The organism is Niabella ginsenosidivorans, from assembly GCF_001654455.1.
Lineage (GTDB): Bacteria > Bacteroidota > Bacteroidia > Chitinophagales > Chitinophagaceae > Niabella > Niabella ginsenosidivorans.
In genome coordinates this window covers 1,878,128-1,897,471 of the sequence record NZ_CP015772.1, presented here as the reverse complement: position 1 = coordinate 1,897,471, position 19,344 = coordinate 1,878,128, and the positions used below count along the sequence as shown (strand labels likewise).

The following is a 19,344-nucleotide window of genomic DNA, read 5'->3' as shown; positions in this document are numbered from 1 at the left end:
TCCGTGACATTGAAATGGATTGCAAAAATAAAACAACTACCGGCCAACCGGTATCGCTCCTATATAAGGGCCTATATAGGACTGTTTTTCATTTATGGCGTTACCAAATCCATCATTTATTTTGCCCCGCTTTTTTTATATAGCACGCTTAAGGATACCGCTGCTTTTGGCGCTTTTGAATATTCGCTCAATTTAGGGCAGACCCTTGCCACGGTGGCGGGCCTGGGCATGCACGGGGCCTACACTTTTTTTATATACAAACAAAAAAAACAGCAGCTGAAACCCCTGCTGCACCTGGTATACCTGGTGCCGCCGCTGCTGTTATTACTGCTGGTACTGGCAGTACCGGCACTGCTGGAAAATACCTTTACCGGCAGTATCATCATCGGCTTTGCTTTTGCGCAGCAATTGTTTGCCGTAACCTTTTATAAACTGCAGCATCAGAATATTAAAGCTACCATTGCCGATACCGGCATTTACCTGCTCCTGTTCCTTTTTACGGCATTGATCTATTCGGGTATCCTGGATTACCGGTACAGCCGGTGGACCGTCTTCGTATTAGCCTACCTGCTGTTAATGAATTTCCGTTTTCATTTCCGCCAAATAAAAGGCGTTCGCCGGTTAACGCGGCAGGACTGGAAGCCGGTGTTCCGGTACGGGGTTTATTCCACCGTGGTGCTGTTACTGGTTTCCCTGCTCACCACCAGCACCCGCATTTTCGCGGAATTTTTTACCAGCCTGGAACAGATCGGTGTATACTCTTACCTGATCCGTATTGCTTCTGTCATTATTATTTTTCACCGGGTGATCCAGACGCTTTTCTATACCCATATTTACACCAGCCCCCATCAGCGATTGGACCGGCTCTTTGCCATCGTATTGGCAGCAGTGCTGTTTTTTGCAGCGGCAGGCTATTTTTTGCCGGAGTTATTAAAAGGAGCCCGTTACCCGCTAATAGTAACCATTTTGCACAACCGTGCGTTATGGCATACCGTACTTTTCCAGGCAGTGCTCTGGACCGGCTTTGCATTGATGGACCTGGTCCTGTACCGGGAGAATCTTTTGGGCGCTTATGTAAAAGTGCTGGCAATGATCGTACTGCTGATGGCCGCAACGTTTTGGACCGTCCATCTGCTATACCCCTTGTCCATGCAGCAGATCACATGGATCAATGCGCTCTTTATAGGTGCGGCAACGCTTGCACAGTGCTCTGTTTTGAAAAGAAAAGGCATTTATTATAAGTATACAATCGGCTTACAATGGATCTTACTGTTGTGCTTCCTGGTTATGGGTTGAATTGAGAATTGAGAACTGAAGACTGAAAATTGAAAACCGAAAACTATGCGCGAGGTAAAAGCACCAACGGCATAGAAGTGTTTGTTGGTATTCCGCCATCGCTGCGAAGCCCCTGCGCAACACCTAACAAGGTGCAATTTGAAGAGAGATTTGAGAGTTGAGGGTTGAGAATTGAGATAATCCGATTCTTCCCGCTTGCCCTCCTTTTACATTTAAGATTCAATATGCTGTGTAAAATCAACCAGGCTTACAAAAAGTTTAATAGCTATCGGGACACCATGACTAAAGCAGGATTGGTCTCAACATATAATGTAATCTGTCATTGGCAGCTATTTATAATACAACCTGTTCCCCTCCCTGAGCGTATCCATATGATAATATTCCAGCATGTATTGATAGGTTTTATCATCCTCAAGAGGTTTAAAATAGAGGAATTCAGGTTGCTGCAACAGCAGCTGCCTTACTGTTACACGCTCCTGTTCATAACTATCCATGTTAAGCTGCCGCACACCCGTTGTTGCAGCCCGTTGAAGTGCTGTTTCCTGCTGCTTCATTACACTGTTGTAAAAATAACCAGACAAAGCCGTCTGCAGCAGCCCGGTCATAAACCCATTGCAAAAGATCAGGAGGAAAAAAACAGGGTAACGGATATGCTCATAAAAAGACAGCTTTACTATGCCCGGGTATTCCACCCCTACTCTGCCGGTAAAAAAAGAAAGCAGTATAAAATTTACAAAGACCACCGTATTTAATGCCCGGTACGGGAAGCTGCCATTGGAGGCGAACAGAACAGGATACAGCGCAACGATGTTCACCAGCAGCAGACTCCAAAAAAGACGGGCAACAGATACTTTTTTGAACCATTGCCATAAGGCGGTATTACTGCCAATGCTGCCGGCAAAAATAAATACGCCCAATTCAAAAAACCAGAACAGGGGCGTTTTAAACAGGTACCACAGTGCCCGGGCCATCCAGTAAATGGTATAGGCTCCGGCCTTTAAAATATGGAAAAAATTGAAATGCAATGCTCCTGCGCGGTTCCTGACACCGGGCGCTCCCAGCAAAATAATGATTGCAAGTATAAATACACCTGATAATACTCCAACAAATAATGGAGGATAGCCGGATTTAAAAAGTAAGGGGCTGATGATGATCAGTGTACAACAAAACGCCAAAAGCGCGACCGGCTCATTACAGCCGCATAGTAAAACCGTTATGACCATCAATAGCAGTACCTCTTTGTTCCAAAGCTGTTTCCTGCCGGGCGGTGCTGTTCGTAATAATTGCGACAGGAAAACCAGGAACAGGATATTGCCTGTCTGATAGGTAGCTGCGCCTGAAAACCAGAAAAAGGCACTGACCGGCTCAGGCATTACAGACAATACCACTACCCCAATACAGAAAGCAGCAAATAACAATTGAAGAAAGGGAATCTTTTGAAAAGATAACGTATAAGCGATGGTTTTTAAAAGATAGCAAAGCGCGGCTATTGTGCCCGCAATGAATAAAAGCGGAGACAGGTAATAATGCCTGAAAAGAAATCCGTTACGAAAAAAAAAATCCGCCAGGAAGCTGGCCACATACCGCCCGGAATTTGTTTGGTAAACATAGCTTTGAAAACCCCGGAAATCATATTTCCTGTTTAAAACAGCGCCTATAAAATCATCCGCCTGCGGGTGACACCAAAAAGAAAAACCGGCAAACATGACGAAGATTCCAAAAACAGCAATGGCAACGATCCGCTTCCATCCTTTTTCATGCAACACCAGGTATTTCTGTCCAGACATATGGTTGTATCCAGTTTCAATGCAACAATGCTCGATTAAAAGAGTAATTCCTGTAATCGGTTTATCACAATATAAATTAAAAGGCCAAGCGGCCCGCAAATTTTTTCGCCGCCCTCGCTGTTGTTAGTGTTGCGTTCAGCCCTGCAGGTCCGAGACGTCAGGATTAAGATATCAGTTTTCAGTTGTTAGTTTTCAGAATCTCACTGCCACTGTTGGTGTTGTGCACAGTTATACGGGAGGGCACTAACGACATAGCAGTGTTTGTTGGTGTTCCGCCATCGTTGCGAAGTCCCTGCGCAACACCAATAAAGGTGCAAGATACTCTCACAGAACACTATCAGCCCTCTTCCATAAGCTCAAAGTGGGGTGGGTCAAAGGGGCGTTTCCAGTCGCCGCCCCAGGTAATTTTAATATCCATTCCCGCAGCCGTTTGTTTTATATGAGCGGCTATTATTTTCAGTTCCTTATCGGCGTTTAGTTCCACCCTGCCGTTTATAAACGGGTATAGATCCACGGCATAGCCGTAACCATCCTTATGCACCTGGTGATTGGATCTGCTTTTAATACCATCTGCATAGGTCACCACCGGGCCGGGCTTTGTTCTTCCCTGCGCATAAAGTTGCTGCTGGCGGCTCAGCGATCGTACGCCCTCAACAATGATAAAATCAACAGGTGTGGTTTTTATGGCGGCATTCAATACCCTTACCAGGCGGGGATGGATTCCCTTAAGGTTATTGCTGCTTCTTGTGCTGAATATGGGCATGGTGATTTGAATTTTTAGATCCCGGAACAAGTCCGGGATGACACGGAACAAGTCCGGGATGATACGGAACAAGTCCGGGATGACATTTCGTTACGGATGTCGTGCTGTCCGCCGGCTGGCGGATCAGCATCTGCTTGTTTCAGCATCTATAGACACAAGGCTTCTGGATAAGACCAGACCCCGAAACACCCCGAACATTCGGGGCAGAGTGACATTCTTAGCAACATTCCAGCATGATTGGGAAAAGGTGACATTTTGTGTAAAGAGTATTTTGCTATTTTTACAATGTCCTGCTGAACTTGTTTCAGCATCTGCCTGTTTCAGCATCTGCTTGTTTCAGCATCTGCTTGTTTCAGCATCTGTTGGAATGAATACTGCTAATAGATCCCGGAACAAGTCCGGGATGACACGGAACAAGTCCGGAATGATACGGGGCAATGTTTTGTTGCGGATGTCCTGACGGATGTTTAATAGTTGGGAAGTCGGGAGAAAAGAGCTGGAAGTCGGGAGTTGAAAGACCGGAGACTGATCCGATCTATCGCGACTGATCTTTGGAAACAGGGAATAAAAAATAAGAAATTTTAAATAAGGAATAAGAAAGGAGAAGACAGATGTTCAATAGCCGGGAAGTGAAAGACGGGAGACCGAAGTCATAATGCACTGATAACTTACTACCGGACTGCCTGAGATCTCAATGCTCAAACTTTAATTCCGGCACTGATCCCTGGCAGAACAGCTGCTGCTTATTTCATTATCGGTTCCACCCGTACCATCCGGGGCCGCCCGGTCTTCCCGGAACAGCTGCTTCAGCTGAAAAGTGATTACCTTCCGCACCGGCCGAACAAAAACTTTTACAAAAGTGCTGCCAGGCGCCATGGCTTCCATGTTCTCAAATACCGAAACCACCTCTGTATAGATCATGATATATAACATTACATCGCCAAAAAACCAGGCAAAGGAGCGGCCAAATGTTTCATTAGAGGCAGACACAATATTAAGGATCACCATGGATACGATGATACAGCCTCCGTATTGGAGGAACTTGGTAATGCTTTTACGCAGGTTGTTGGAGGTACGGGGCAGTTTGCTGAAGATGGCTTTGGAAAGGCCGAAAATAAAATCCAGTATAAAAACCACCAACAGCCATACCAGCAAAGGCGCATTGGGCCGGTATTGAATAAAGTGGTTCATTTTATGAAATTTTAAATAAGAAAGAGAAAATAAAAAATTAGAAATAAGGAATAAGAAAGGGAATATTGGGGCCGGCACGGGCACCCGGGGGTTGGGTGAAAATCTTCCCTGTTTGTTATTGCTCACCGTTCACCGGCTGCTATCCTTTCTCTTCCGGAAAAAACCCCTGCCTCCATATGACAGCAGGGGTTAAGAGGCAGGCTCAGATGGCTGCTTTGCGGGCTTCCACTTCAGCAATGAAGGTGGCTATTTCCTCCAGCTCCTTGCCGGCGCGCTGCAGCTCCAGCTCCTTTTCCAGGAGGGCCACATCACCATAATTGGCCTTACGGTTTTCCAGCAGGAAAATGCTGTACTCCACCTTGGTGCGTTTTATGATGTTGTCATTTTTGGTGGGGCCGTCCGGCAGGTTGTCAATCACCGTGTCCAAAGCGGCCTTTTCCGCCTGCTTGCCCACCAGCTCCGCGGCGATGCCCACCGCGTTTTTTTCATACTGTTCTTCCTGGCGTTCCAGGGACAGTTTTTTCCATTCCAGGTTTTTTTGCTCGCTGGCAGCAATGGTTAATACGGCATCACAATCAAATGTGGTTGTGAGCTTGTCTACTGAATAATTTGGCATAATTAAAATTTTAAAAGTGAAACAATAGGCCAAACTTAGCCCCCCGTACCCCCTGTTTGCAAGGCGGGAGCCGCAGTTTCCGGAATCTTTAACAAAGCTCCCTCCTGCCCGAGGGTAATAATGCCGGAGAGCGCCGCCTTTTGTTCAGTAGCTAATACCTGTAGTTGAAAGGCCAGCAACTGCCGGCGGGAGGAGCAGCATCCCGCCAGGCGGATAAGGGTCATCAGCTCCCGGTTTTTCAGCAACTGCAACTGCCGGCTGCCGGGCAGGGCATCCTCCATCAGGTGGCGCAGCACATAGAGCTTAAAACCCAGGCGCTGGTGCTGCTCTTCCATATAGGTCAGCTGTTGCGTAAGCCGTACCCTGCGGGCTGCAGCCCTTTGTACACGGGCGTTCAGCTGTGAAAGGGCCTGCTGCTGTTGCTGGAGGTGATGGCTGTTTGCCATGGCAGCTGCCGGCACTGTTCGAATAAGGCTTTGCTGCCAGAGCAGCTGCACGCGGCACCATATTTCCGAGGCTTTGGAAGGCAGGCTGCGCAGGCCTTTTTCATACATGGCAATGGTGCTGCGCGATACATTCAGCAGCAGGGCCAGCTCCTGCTGGCTCAGGTTGAGGGCTTTTCTGATCTTCTTCATATGATTACATTTTGGTATGCAGAAAAAATAGGTTGGTGTCATTTTTTAGGTGCCCGTTTTTTTTTGTCACTAAAAAATTGTCACAGTGTTTTGCGCAGGTTACCCGCATCTGCCCGGTATTGTTAAAGCATCAGACAGGTTATAGCAGTTGTACCGGCGTTATGGGGGCTATACAGTACCAGGCAGAAGCGTTTTTGAACATGTAGCATAGCATCGGGTTTTGACTGAAAATAAAGGCTGGCAGATACAGGTTATGTTTTATCCGGGAGCGGCAGTGCTGTTTTTCTGAATAGCTAAGGGGGTATCACCTTTTTGATAATAGCCAAGAAGAAGTATTCCCGTGTATACGTTGTTTTTTAAGTTGTTGATTTCACTTGCAGAAAGCGTTCTCAATTCCTGCATAGTGTTCTTAATTAATAGTGAATTCATTGTATATTAGTTTTACTATTCTAAATTCCCCATAATAGTCAAATCTGATACGAAACAGGTGTTATAAAATCCCTAAAAATCTTAGACAATAGGTTATGCTTATTTTTACTGCTCTGTAAAAACAGTATTGGTTCAGACGCACCCAGCCGCCAGTATATCTTGCAAAGTAAGATTGCAGAAGTAGCACTAAAAGGGAGATGCGGTAAACAGGAAAAGCACTAAATCTTCATCAAACAGGTAAGCTTGAACCAGGGTACTTTATTGAAGCCAATGAAATACCCGTTACAACAATTATGTCGTCATTAGAATCTACAGTATCGAAATAATGATCCGTTAATAATAGCAGTTATCGTTGATAAACCAGCTCCCCAGTAGGCTAAAACTTGTGTTACATTCATAAACAGTGAATTCAGGTATATTCCGTTACCAGGAACTTGGGGAAAATTAAGCTTATAAGCTATTCGAAATTTCGGGTAGTGTTTAGTTCTACTATATAACTTTCACTTAAGCTACCTTTAATCTGGATAATTGCTTTTCTAGCCAAGCGATTTTGACGGCCTTATATTTTTGACGGTATGTTTCCGCATCAATGGGGTTAAACTCTTGTTTGTAACGAACCATTTTATAATAAATGATGGCCAATTTCCTGGCAGTTGCTATAATTGCATATTTGTTGCCGCCTTTAGTCTTCATACGCCTAAAATAATCTCCTAACCAATGGTCGCTTCTTTGTAAACCATTGGCTGCAGCTCGAAAGGATTGTGCTACATAACCTGATTTTTTACTCATTACCATGCTGCTAATCAATTTTCCCCCAGATATTTTATTATTTGGACAAAGATTGAGCCAACTGACAAACTTCTTCTCATCTTCCCATTTTGATAAATCGGTCCCAGTCTCTGCCAGTATTTCTAACGCGGACGTTTCGCTTATTCCAAATATCTCAGTCACATCCACACCATGTATTCTATATAAATACCCCCTAACGTCGAATAGGGGATCATTTTTCTTTTTTTGTCTGCTTTTCCTAGTCTGTCGTTCAGTAGAAATTTGTTTCTGGTGTATGCCCTCACTGTTGGTGATAACGCTTTTAAAATATTTTTCTATTTTTGATTCGCATGATATTATTCGTTGTTGGATATACTGATAAAGACTATAATTTTCTTCCAGTAAAAACAATTGTTCTTCTCGCCAGTTACCAGTTAGGGATTGGGTAATTTTTTCTGAGTCAGCCTTTATTCTGCCGTCAACATGAATTAAAAAATTTTTAGGCATTCGTTCCCCTGCAAGTATGGCTTCTATAATCGCTGTACCGGTCTTTCCCATCAAATCGCTAATGACACAGTGTATTTTAATATTCATTAATTCTAGGGCCTTTTGCATTCTCTGCACATATTTGCTGCTATCTTCTAAAAGTCTCTTCCTATGTCGAACCAACGTACGTAGCTGCTCTGTAGCATTATCAGGTATAAAGCTACTTTTTAACAACCCACAAGAATGTAGTTTTTGTATCCAGCGAGCGTCTTCTTCATCTGTTTTGCGACCCGTTACGTTTTTTACATGTTTAGCATTTACCAGTAATACCTCAAATCCATTCTCTATTAAAATCATATACAAAGGTTTCCAATAAACGCCTGTACTTTCCATAGCAACACTTGTGATACTACATTGTCTTAACCACTCGGCAATAGCCTTCAAGTCTTCCGTAAATCCTCCAAACAATCTTACACTCTCCTCATCCCGATCTATAGGAACAGCTACCGCATGAATGGTTGCCGATATATCAATGCCTGCTGCATCGCTATTGACTATTGGCATACGGACCATATCAGATGGGGTTAATTTTTTCTTTGCTTTCTTTTTGTCTTGTTTGTTCATAATTTTTGTTTATTTAATGAAAGCTCCTTGCCCGATCGCCTGTCTATATTTACTCTACTATGCGGGCTCAATAAATTGTCCCAATTTGAAACATAATTGGCTACGGAACCAGACTTTGTGATGAACTAATGTTCAATGAACTAAGAAGGCCTTAGCTGCAAGAAGCGGTCTCTAAGTTATATAACACGAAACAAAAGATTGCTTATACTATTTTTTTGTGTAAATAAATATTAAGTAACTGTATTCGAGAGTTAACCCCCGGGCAGGTGAAGCGAAGTGAGGCGGAGCGTAGCGGAGCCGAACGAAGCGAACCTGCCCGGGTTGCGGCCGGCGCTTTGGCCCGGATTTTTTAACTTTAAATACAGTTTTATGGAACAGGACAACAAATTACCCAAAGATTTCTTCAAGCAATTTACCAGTAAAGAAGATTTCCAATCATTTTTTAGCGAGCTCTACAAACAGGGCGTAGAGCAGATGTTACAAGCCGAACTTGATAGCCACCTCGGTTATGAGAAGCATGCCAAAGATGGCAACAATACCGGCAATAGCCGTAACGGTACCTACCCCAAAAAGGTAAAAACCCAGTCTCTGGGTGACATGGTGCTCAACATTCCCAGAGACCGTAACAGCGAGTTTGAGCCGCAGTTGATCCCCAAAGGTCAGCGCATGAGCGATAAGCTTGAAGAGTCCATTATCGGCATGTATAGCCGGGGAATGACAACTTCCGATATCGTTGAACAGGTAAAGCAGGTATATGGTGTGGATGTTAGTGAAGGCACCATTTCTAATGTCACCAATCGTATCATAGAGCACATCAAAGAATGGCAGCAACGGCCACTGGAAGTGGTGTATTATACGGTCTGGATGGACGGTATTGTACTGAAAGTAAAGCAGAATGGCAAGTATATCAACAAGTGCATTTACCTGGTTATTGGCCTGAAAAACGATGGACTGAAAGAAGTTTTAGGCATGTGGATGGCTGAAACAGAATCAGCTTCTTTCTGGATGAGCGTACTGACCGATTTAAAAGCCCGGGGCGTGGAAGATATCCTGATCGCCTGCACTGATAATCTTAAAGGTTTTACAGATGCCATCAAAGGGGTATTCCCTGATACGGTAACCCAGCTCTGTGTGGTACACCAGATCCGTAACTCCTGCAAGTATGTGGTATGGAAAGACAGAAAGCCCTTCTGCGCTGATTTAAAGGACGTTTATGGGGCTGTAAACCGGGATGCGGCAGAAGCTGCTTTGGAAAAATTATCCGAAAAATGGGGGCATAAGTACCGCCACGCCATTGAGTCCTGGCGCAACAATTGGGACTGCCTTACCAGCTATTTTGACTTTCCGCTGGAAATCCGCAAAATCATTTATACCACCAATACCATCGAAAACCTGAACCGGGGCATCCGAAAATATACAAAAACAAAAGTACAGTTCCCCGATGATCAGGCCGCATTGAAAGCAGTTTATATGGCTATTACCAATATCGAAAAAAAACGGAGTATGCCCATCCAAAATTGGGGGTTCATACTCCATCAGTTCTTAACTATCTTTGACAACAGATGCCGGCTCTAAAGACAGTTACTACATTTGTTTACACAACTTATTTTACACTCTCAAATTTCGAATTTTGGTTGAAGCTTTTTATAATTCCATTCATAATTATCTTCTTCACTAAGTATTTTAAATATTTGATATCCAAATTCTGCTAGATACATTAAGATACGATCGACAACTTTATATTCAAATTTTAACGGAATAAATTCTCCTTCAAACTTATTTAGTGGCAGCAAGAATTCAAAAAGCATCTTGTAATATTCATTTCCGGGGAGTCTAGAGGTTTTGAAAACGCCTTTTGAGTGAATAATAGAGTGCCGTACTTCCGAGAAGACTTTAAACATTTCTTTAAATCTAAAATTAGGGGCATTTTCCTTTGAGTACTTTTTAAATCTATCTCCACCAGCCTTTTTAACTAATTTAAATATTTCCTCACCCCCTTTCAAATGTTCCCTTGAATATTCTTTATCATCAAGCCATAAGCATTTAAAAGTTTTATCAGATTCAATTTTTAAATGTATTAAATCTTTTAATAACGTTTCAAGCGCCTTATAACATTGAGAATATGCTAACCCAAACTCTATAGAAAGCACTTTTTCAATTTAATTAGTGTAATTTTCTTTAAGTGTTGTTTTCCGAACACCTGTATGAAAATTAGTTTTCCAGCCATTATCTGTTGGGCCTGTCCAATCGCCAATTATGAGAGCTGTTCCCAAAAAATACGTTGCGTCCACTTCTGTATATTTCGCAACATCGTTTAATAGAACTTGATTTAACCGGTTTAATGAATGTTTGAAATCCGTAATTGTTTCAAAGTACTTATCAAGACATTTCTTATAAGGATTCATCATTGACAATTTTTTATTTAATGGCTTAGTTTCTGCAAAACTTTAACTTTTTGAACAGCACTATCATATTTCCTATATGTTACAAAACAATTCATTAGCAGGTTGTAAGTAATTATGGGTACATTTATTTTGTAGTGAACAAATATATAAAAGATTAGGAATTTCACAGAAGCTTTTTCTACTGCAAAAAAATCCATTGATAGGATTTTTTGCCTCTGCTTCTTCGCTTATATTTTTATATTGTACTTATGCAGTAATAATTGGCGAAATATATTAATGAAATAATCCATCAAGTTGTCATATTTGCAAGTTCATTATATTTCAATAAATTTTCTCTTGAAATATCAGGTAACATTTTTTCAATAATTTGGTGAATTAATTCTTGTGCACTATGAATTCGATCAATTTCGGTTTTTCCAAAATCATTAAAAGTATTGTGAGCAACACGTTTGCTTGAAATCATTAACAGATAAAGGATATGACCTCTATTATTTAAAAGCGAGACTTCTTCGGTACTACATAAATTTATTGTTGGAAAAACATCATTAATCAAAATATCATCTTTATATTTTTTGCTCATCGTAACAAAACCATGTTTGTTATGCTTTATTCCTATGAATTCTAATAACAGTCGTCCAAATAAAATAGATGATTCCAACAAAGCACAATTTATCAGGCCTTTGTTCAAAATAGCATATTTTTCCTCATTTAGACTCCAATAAAATCTACTCCAATGAATGTGTGACCAAAGAATATTTAATTTGTAAGGAAGCTCAAGATTTATATAATCATTTTGAAGCTTATGTAGAAAATCCGTAATCTTATTATCATTCATAATTTCTATATAAGATAAAAATATTGACTAATGGGTTATATGCAGTTATGGGTTGCATCGTTAAATTTGTTTGGTGCAATAAATATATAAAAAGATTAATAAATTTACTTGAGGTTTTTTGCGTAAAAATAAACATCTGAAAAAATTGTCTTTACGGGAAACCATAAAAACAATAAAAAGCTGTTTTTATTTTATCAGATGCTTTTGCCGGAAAATGGCCATGGTCTGATCCAGCATACATATAATACCGCATTGGGTTACCTACAGGAGAAAACACCAAAAGTGGCAGAAAACTTTTAAGGATAGAGGAATCTATGAAAAGGAATATTTTTCTTTTTCATGTGAAAGGTGTTTGTACAATCTTTTTTGTTACTATTTTTGCTGAACAAATCATTTCCTTAAATGATCAACTGTATGAAAACCAACTGTTTTATACTAACCATAACCTGCATAATCCTGCTTATTAGCTGCAGAAAAAAGGACCCGCAAAATCAGGAAAAAACGCCTGAAACTGAAATCAATCATCCACCTGAAGATTTTGTAATCTCTATCGAACAACTTTTAAGTAATGAAGTAATTATTTCCTGGTCCGCAGCAAAAGATCCCGACGGAGATTCTGTTACTTATTCTGTATATATTGACACCCTTCTTATTAAAGAAAATGTGCCTGGTCAAAAATATGAGCTTACAAGTCTTCAAGAACAAACCACATATAGTGTTAAAGTAATAGCAAGAGATAGTAAGCAAAATGAAAAAATAGCGACGCTTTCTGTTACTACACCAAAATATTATCTGAAATATATCAAAGGCTATAATTTTCCGCCATCCTCGTATCCTGCAGGAAGTATTTATTCAATGATAAAAACGGCAGATAATAATTATGCTATTGCAGGTTCTACAAGCTTTAATGGAGATGGATATCAATTTGTTGTTTTAAAGGTCGATTCTACAGGGAAAGAACTTTGGAAAAGAGCCTATGGCTACCAATTGGGAGACTCATGGAATTTTAAGATAACAGCGTCTAAAGACGGGTTATTATTAGTGGGTAGTCATCATGTATTAAAACTGGACCAAAATGGCAGCATCATTTGGTACAAAACGATAGTCAACTATGATAATGGAGATGCATCGTCAGAAATAAAATCGATCCGGGAAGATTCAAAAGGTAATATTTATTTGGTTGGCGGAAGAGGTTCGCCCGATCCTGATATAGCACAGGAGTCGGCATTAACGATGCTCGATAAAAGTGGCAATATTATCTGGGAAAAAGTATTCAAATATTCTTATCGCAGCTTCTTCAATGATTTGTATATTGACAAAAACAATACTCTTTTTATTCTGGGCACGATTGAAATTAACCAAAGAGATGACTTTTGGCTCTTGAAGACAAATGGGGATGGCAATGAAATTTGGAATAAGAGGTATGGAGATGAAAGATATGATTTTGCCAGGCAAATAATTCCAACAAGCGATGGAAATCTGCTATTTGCAGGTTACAGCTGGGGATACAGAGATCATAGTGATGGAAGGGTTTTTAAAATTAATCCTGCGAATGGCAATGAAATCTGGAGTGAAGATGTACCTGAGCTATCTATTACTTCAATTTGTGAAACGAAGGATTCCGGTTTTATGGCAACAGGCAGTATTGACGTTAAAACGACATTTGATTATTGGGGTTTATCAAAGCTCGATAGAAATGGAAGTCTTTTGTGGCAGAAATCTTACAATAAAGTTGCTACTTTTTTAAGAACAAATGCCATTTTATCGCAAAATGATGGTGGTTTTATGGTGGCAGGAAACAGCGCTGTAGGTATTGTTGGTAATAATCCTCAAATAGTTATTATAAAAACCGATCCTGAAGGCTCATTTTAAGAAATACACAATAAGAATACAATTCTATTAAAAAAAGTTTTTCAAAGAATCAACTTAAACCAAAATCACTTATGAAACTGCTACTTTATATTACTTTACCAACAATCCTATTTGCTTTTTATTCCTGTAAAAAAGGAGAGGTAGCTGAAGTTAAGCAATATAGTAAACTGAAAGTTACTGTTACTAATCAATACAAACAACCTGTTTCAGGATTTACGATATCGTTAAAAACCGGATCGCGATCAATATCGAAAGTTAGCGAAAGCGATATTTATACGGCCTCTTATGAAGCGGGGGGCTATACATTAACGATAAATAAAACCGGCTTCATTGATTTTACAGAAAAAATTCAGTTAAATGCAGATGAACTTAAAGAAATGCAGATAGTGCTAAAAGCCGGTGAGGCTTATTTAAAACTCAACTCTGATTCAATTTTAAGGCTTCCATCCTCTTCATTATCCAGTATTGTAAAAATACAAAGTAATACCAAATGGATTACCAAAGACACATCTGATTGGATTGAAATTTCAAAAGCGGAAGCATTTGGTGATGATGAATTTTACGTTCAGACAAAGGCAAACCTGTCCGATTCCATCCGGAGTTCAACTATTAAAATATTGGCAGGAGATCATGAGCAGCAAGTAGTTATTACTCAATACCCACCCATCCGTATAAAAAAAACTATAGGAATACCAGGCAATGTAATGACCCAAACCCCCAGTTCAATAAAAATTGAGTTTAATCAGCCGGTTATTTTAAATAATCTTCAGTCTCTGTACTATTACTGTATAAGTGGCACACCATTACAACCTGTGGTTGACAGTAATATATTATCATTTAACTATAGTTGTGGCGAACTAGGGGGAGAATATCCTTTCAGCATCTCTGTAAAGAATACAATTGGAGATACTTTTGCAGAAACAATTAATGTGGGCTTTTATTTACAACAACTTCACTTTAAAGGAAATATAGTTACTCATTTTGTGAATGACAAGGATAATAGTTTTTGGCTATTAATGGAAAATCCGGATATTCTTTATAAGATTGATATGCGCAGCTTGAAAATAATAAAAGAGTATCCATTATTCACTAATGCCCGAATGATTACTGTTAACCCTTATAATGATAAGATTTACATCGGATATTCGGGAGTAGCAGCATTATATATTTTGAATCCGGATTTCACTTATAAAACTATTCCTATAAAACTAGATTCAACAAGGTTAAAATACAACCAATACGAAGAACTAACCCCGGAATTATATCCTGTAAATTTAGTTTTTACAAAGTCTGGTATTGGTCTTTTATCTTTATCCTATAACGGAGACGTTGGTAATTCCCGTTTTTGGTTTATTGATGCGGCTCATGGGCATAAAACATGGTATACAAATGCAGAGGAAATGGAATGGTATCCCTATACTATGGATGTGAACTATGATCAGTCTAAAATTATTTTCACAAATTATAGCTTACAATACTTCACTGTATTCGATTCTAAAACAATGGCTTTCAATAAAGTATATAGTAAAAACACATGGAATCAGGGTGATATTACTGTAGCTTCCAGGAAAGATGCAAATGTTTATTTTCAGCAGGTATACTATCAGTCTGTTGTAAATATTGAAACGGGCTCAAACACAAATGCAACATTGGATGCGCTTGATGCAGCGCGTTTTGATTTTGATTATGGTCAAAAAAATAAAATAGTTGGATTCAGATCGTGGAACGGGTATGTTGAAGTGCTTGATTTTACGAATAGCCAAACGCCCATTGCATATCATTATTATCGCTTTTTTAATTCTATAACAAATACATTAGATGGCAAGTATATAATTACAGCGGCCGAAAATGGTAACGGAGACTCATGGGTAAGCCAATTTCCTGGAGAATGGTTTCGTGAGGAAGCCACCCAGTCGTCTGGTAATACCTTATTAAAAATTAAACAGTATCCCTCTTTGATCAGAAAAAGCCAATGGCGATGACAGTCCCTCATTCGTTGGTATTGCATACTACACGTTGTGCATACAATCAACAAAAGTTTTACGCCCACCCTGGAAAGATTATTAACCATTTTATGTTGTGGATTGTTTCGTGAATGGCCTATTCTATATCATTCTTAAAGGATATTTCCTTTTTCATCTTTAACCCTATACCGGATAATATCAATGGCTTCTTCCGCTGCATCCATACTATTAAAAATACTTAATACCACATTACCGGAGTTGACTTTATACCGGAAAAAGCCAAGATACCCAACATAATATTCCGATAAAGGCAAAACAAATAACCGGTTTTCAGTGGTGTTACCTAGGAGAATATGCCATTCCGGCGCTACTACCAGCTCAGGGCCAAGGTTATTATCTTCCATCACATAGTTTGCTGCGTCCTGTGCGGCCTCTTCTGTTTGGTAAACCCCGATTAAAATAACTTCGCTTTTTTCTCCATCCCGGAAATATCCTAAATTATCAACAAAAAAATCCTGCAGGTTCAGTACAAACAGTTCCTGCGTAAAAATATTGCCACCAAAGCATATAACCCCGAAGCATCAAGAGCTCCGCCCTTACCCTTTAATGCATTATTTATCAAATCATCTATAGTCACAGATATTGTGTTTTAAACATAAAGGTAAATTTATTTAAGATTGTGATCTAAAACAATCATAAACCGACCAGTACTCCTGCCTTGTTTTTCTGCCAAAACATATATTTTATGATGCGCAATAAATATTGTAAATTAGCAATGGTGTTTTTCATAGGTTAGCAACAGCCTGTCTTTTCCAGGACGGGCTTATTATATTAATTGTTTTTACACAACGTTCTCTTACTTCCGTCCCTGACCGGATACGGAATTATATCGATTGGTATTTTCTATGGCCTTTTGATGTTACTGAATGCTAAAATTGTACTTCCTATCTTAAATTGACTGCTATAATGAGGATATTATATGCCCGGCGGAAGAAAAACAGGAAATCTGATTAATACTTTAACTGAAAATTTCCGGAAGGCAGGAAAGGATACTTCACCCAATAAAGACCTTTATAAATAATCTATCTTTATCTATACAAAAATAATCCTATGATAGTAAATACAATAGCTGATTTAAAATCAGCTGCCCTGCCAACCGAAAATTACGCAAATGTATTAGGATATCATTCTACAGGAGATGGTGGTGGTGGAGAATTTTACTGGGATTCCACATCAACTGACAACGAAAATGGAGGAACGATATTTCAGAAAACAGGAACAGCTACAGGTCGGTGGAAAAGAATAATTTCAGGCGCATTTGAAGTAAGCTGGTTTGGCGCTAAAGGAGATGGTGTTACTGATGATACTACAGCATTTCAGGCGGCTGCATCGTTTTTGCAAACAATACCATCGCCCGGATTTATACACTCCCACGCAGTACCAAAATTAAATGCCTGCAGTGCGCACGGATACGTAATTACCGATACTATATATTTTAAACCTCCTGTAGGTGGCAGGTCTATTTGTTTTAACAACACCAGTCAGCTTTTTTACAATGGCGTAAAAGATCGGCCCTGTATCGTTTTTGAAAATTACAGCAACTCTGATTTTACCATTTCTGTTATTGGTAATTCAGCAGTAAATGCTTCAACTGACACCAGTCACCGGTATAATATTCCGGTCTGTTATGTGGTCCAATATTAAAATCAATATAGCTGCACGATTTAAAACGTTAATCGTTTGTGAGGCAGATGGGCAATTAAGTCAATCCTTTGCATGGAATAATATCTGGTTAAACCAAATGTGGGGAGCTATCGATTATTTCGTTGTAAGTTCGGTAAATAATGGCTGGCCAAACGCCAATCTTGTATATGGTGGATCATTTGGCTATTCTTCCAATGATATAACAGGACTGAACAGCAATATAATGTCTTTTGTGAAAGCCATAAGTGACGGAAAATATCATTCTAATGCATGGACATTTTATGGTTGCCAGTTTGAAGGCGGCAGTTTAGCTAATAATTCCCATATTGAATGTATTAACTGTTCCAATTCATTAATCCGGGGATGGAGATTTAGAGATATAAGATATGAAGCTCATGATAACACTATGAGGCTTGGTATCCTATGCAATACATCCGATTCTTATGCTGATGTCCAGGTAGATTTTATGTTCGCAATTGGTGATGTTAATAGTAACACACTGACATTCACCAATGGTTGTAAGAATATTAATACCGCTGCCGATGCTTTTCTATTAGATACCGGCTCCATTGCTAATAATCTAAAAAAAGCAGGCGCTATATATCTTATTAAAAATATGGATTCATTTCATTATAGAAGTAATACAGGGCTATTTAACAGCACTACCAGTTTTAGTTCCTATTTCCCAATGCATCTTTATAAATTAGATGAACAGGTCTCAATACGTGTATATGCAAATGGCAGGATCTTTTTTGGAATTTGCGATGAGAACATGAATATTATTACCAATAATGATGGATTACTTACATCGCAAATAGATAATATAGTACGCACTGGAATCACATTTACAGTCATTAATAACTGTTTAATCAGATCAGGTGGGGATGCAGCAACAAGCTATCAACAGGTAAATATATTAACCATACCAACCGCTAAATATATATTTTTCTGCCATAATACTATTGATCCTGATAATGCAATAAAAATACAGGTACAAAGGCTGTCATTTAAGAAAATGCATAAAATATCTTTTAAAGGCAGAGTAAGGCCTAACGATGCCTATTGGTATTTTAGTGGGTTACCTAATACTATAGTTACTAACTGGGAAAAAGAGGATAAATATTATATAACAAGCACAGACCAGCTATATAGAATTACAAAATCAGGCGTTGGATTACAATATTCAGGCCTAACAGTTACAGGTACAAGTGGTACATCAACACTTACTGTTAATGCTGGTGATATGACAAAATTTATTGAAGGTGCGGAGTTCACTATAGCTGGAGATAGTACTGTCTACAAGATTAAATCCATGGACACTACAGCTTTGACAATAAATGTACAAACTAACTTAATTACCAGCCCTACTACGGCGACAGTTACGTTTATTGCCGCTGAATATGAGCTGGTTAATTATCTTAAAACAGGCACTACCGCTCAACGTCCTACTACCCTAACAAGTACACAGTTTGGAGCATTGTATTATGATACAACTATAGACAAGCATGTATTCTGGAACGGTTCCGCATGGGTTGATTACAGGACCACTTCACAGGCAAATAGTACAGCTACTGATATAGCCACATTGCAGACAGATTTCAATGCTTTGCTTGAAAAATTAAAATCGGCTGGGCTGATGTCATAATTACAGGGCTTTAAAATATTTTGTACCTGTATACGGATATACGATTCCTTTTCTTTACCTCCTGTATGCTTCTCAATTAAAAATTTTTTACTGATACGCTGATTCGATTGATTACTAACGGTTGTTTATAACAAAATATGGTAAGTTTGTAACGGATAGCGGAGACTGCGGTTGGAAGAGCGATTATGAAATATTCAGAAATTTAAGTGATGTAGCAAGAACCTTAATAAGAGGGTATTGCAATACTGCCTGTCAATGCCTGAATACCCGTTTTTAATGAACCCGGTTTTGATAAGCCCCTCCTGGTTAACGGTTTTATTTATA

17 protein-coding genes are annotated in these 19,344 nt (G+C 39.5%); 6 read left to right on the top strand and 11 right to left on the bottom strand.

Annotated features, from left to right (window positions below; genetic code table 11):
- Positions 1 to 3 precede the first annotated feature (3 nt).
- Positions 4 to 1,296, top strand: a complete 1,293-nt coding sequence (locus A8C56_RS07945) for a hypothetical protein (RefSeq protein ID WP_157097917.1) — start codon at positions 4 to 6, stop codon at positions 1,294 to 1,296.
- Between the two features lie 329 nt (positions 1,297 to 1,625).
- Here A8C56_RS07945 and A8C56_RS07940 read toward each other — a convergent pair whose 3' ends face one another.
- From A8C56_RS07940 to A8C56_RS07915, 7 genes are all read right to left on the bottom strand, one after another.
- Complete coding sequence (locus A8C56_RS07940) at positions 1,626 to 3,083, bottom strand: DUF6056 family protein (protein ID WP_067754242.1); 1,458 nt, start codon at positions 3,081 to 3,083, stop codon at positions 1,626 to 1,628.
- Between the two features lie 337 nt (positions 3,084 to 3,420).
- Entirely contained in the window at positions 3,421 to 3,846 is a 426-nt protein-coding gene (locus A8C56_RS07935) for a M15 family metallopeptidase (RefSeq protein ID WP_067754239.1), read from the bottom strand.
- A 705-nt stretch (positions 3,847 to 4,551) separates the two neighbouring features.
- A complete protein-coding gene (locus tag A8C56_RS07930) occupies positions 4,552 to 5,037 on the bottom strand; it encodes a phage holin family protein (protein ID WP_157097916.1) in 486 nt (161 codons plus the stop codon).
- 202 nt (positions 5,038 to 5,239) lie between these two features.
- On the bottom strand, positions 5,240 to 5,653 hold the full coding sequence (locus tag A8C56_RS07925; protein WP_157097915.1) for a hypothetical protein: 414 nt from the start codon (positions 5,651 to 5,653) through the stop codon (positions 5,240 to 5,242).
- 35 nt (positions 5,654 to 5,688) lie between these two features.
- The gene (locus tag A8C56_RS07920) at positions 5,689 to 6,288 is read right to left on the bottom strand and encodes a helix-turn-helix transcriptional regulator (RefSeq protein WP_067754228.1); all 600 of its coding nucleotides are present in this window, start codon (positions 6,286 to 6,288) and stop codon (positions 5,689 to 5,691) included.
- A 258-nt stretch (positions 6,289 to 6,546) separates the two neighbouring features.
- Positions 6,547 to 6,717: a hypothetical protein gene (locus tag A8C56_RS24395; RefSeq protein WP_157097914.1), complete on the bottom strand. Its 171-nt coding sequence runs from the start codon at positions 6,715 to 6,717 to the stop codon at positions 6,547 to 6,549.
- Between the two features lie 504 nt (positions 6,718 to 7,221).
- Positions 7,222 to 8,595, bottom strand: a complete 1,374-nt coding sequence (locus tag A8C56_RS07915; RefSeq protein WP_084490097.1) for an IS110 family RNA-guided transposase — start codon at positions 8,593 to 8,595, stop codon at positions 7,222 to 7,224.
- Between the two features lie 369 nt (positions 8,596 to 8,964).
- Between A8C56_RS07915 and A8C56_RS07910 the strand changes: the two genes are divergently transcribed.
- Positions 8,965 to 10,170 (top strand): IS256 family transposase, encoded by a 1,206-nt coding sequence (locus A8C56_RS07910; protein WP_067761751.1) that lies wholly within the window; start codon positions 8,965 to 8,967, stop codon positions 10,168 to 10,170.
- Between the two features lie 41 nt (positions 10,171 to 10,211).
- Here A8C56_RS07910 and A8C56_RS07905 read toward each other — a convergent pair whose 3' ends face one another.
- From A8C56_RS07905 to A8C56_RS07895, 3 genes are all read right to left on the bottom strand, one after another.
- On the bottom strand, positions 10,212 to 10,745 hold the full coding sequence (locus A8C56_RS07905; RefSeq protein WP_067754226.1) for a hypothetical protein: 534 nt from the start codon (positions 10,743 to 10,745) through the stop codon (positions 10,212 to 10,214).
- A gap of 9 nt (positions 10,746 to 10,754) precedes the next feature.
- On the bottom strand, positions 10,755 to 11,003 hold the full coding sequence (locus A8C56_RS07900) for a hypothetical protein (protein WP_067754224.1): 249 nt from the start codon (positions 11,001 to 11,003) through the stop codon (positions 10,755 to 10,757).
- A 286-nt stretch (positions 11,004 to 11,289) separates the two neighbouring features.
- Positions 11,290 to 11,835 carry a hypothetical protein gene (locus tag A8C56_RS07895; RefSeq protein ID WP_067754219.1) on the bottom strand — a complete coding sequence of 182 codons (546 nt, stop codon included), beginning with the start codon at positions 11,833 to 11,835 and terminating at the stop codon, positions 11,290 to 11,292.
- A 414-nt stretch (positions 11,836 to 12,249) separates the two neighbouring features.
- Here A8C56_RS07895 and A8C56_RS07890 point away from each other — a divergent pair, with 414 nt between their 5' ends.
- Together A8C56_RS07890 and A8C56_RS07885 are read left to right on the top strand one after the other, a co-directional pair.
- Positions 12,250 to 13,707 carry an outer membrane protein assembly factor BamB family protein gene (locus A8C56_RS07890; protein WP_067754216.1) on the top strand — a complete coding sequence of 486 codons (1,458 nt, stop codon included), beginning with the start codon at positions 12,250 to 12,252 and terminating at the stop codon, positions 13,705 to 13,707.
- 71 nt (positions 13,708 to 13,778) lie between these two features.
- A complete protein-coding gene (locus tag A8C56_RS07885) occupies positions 13,779 to 15,689 on the top strand; it encodes a BACON domain-containing protein (RefSeq protein WP_067754213.1) in 1,911 nt (636 codons plus the stop codon).
- A gap of 134 nt (positions 15,690 to 15,823) precedes the next feature.
- Here A8C56_RS07885 and A8C56_RS07880 read toward each other — a convergent pair whose 3' ends face one another.
- The gene (locus tag A8C56_RS07880; RefSeq protein ID WP_067754210.1) at positions 15,824 to 16,075 is read right to left on the bottom strand and encodes a hypothetical protein; all 252 of its coding nucleotides are present in this window, start codon (positions 16,073 to 16,075) and stop codon (positions 15,824 to 15,826) included.
- Positions 16,076 to 16,781: 706 nt separating this feature from the next.
- On the opposite strand from A8C56_RS07880, the gene A8C56_RS07875 reads away from it, so the two are divergent.
- Positions 16,782 to 17,375 (top strand): hypothetical protein, encoded by a 594-nt coding sequence (locus A8C56_RS07875; protein WP_067754208.1) that lies wholly within the window; start codon positions 16,782 to 16,784, stop codon positions 17,373 to 17,375.
- A complete protein-coding gene (locus A8C56_RS07870) occupies positions 17,359 to 19,020 on the top strand; it encodes a hypothetical protein (protein WP_067754204.1) in 1,662 nt (553 codons plus the stop codon). Before A8C56_RS07875 ends, A8C56_RS07870 begins: the two co-directional genes overlap by 17 nt.
- The last annotated feature ends 324 nt before the right edge of the window (positions 19,021 to 19,344 follow it).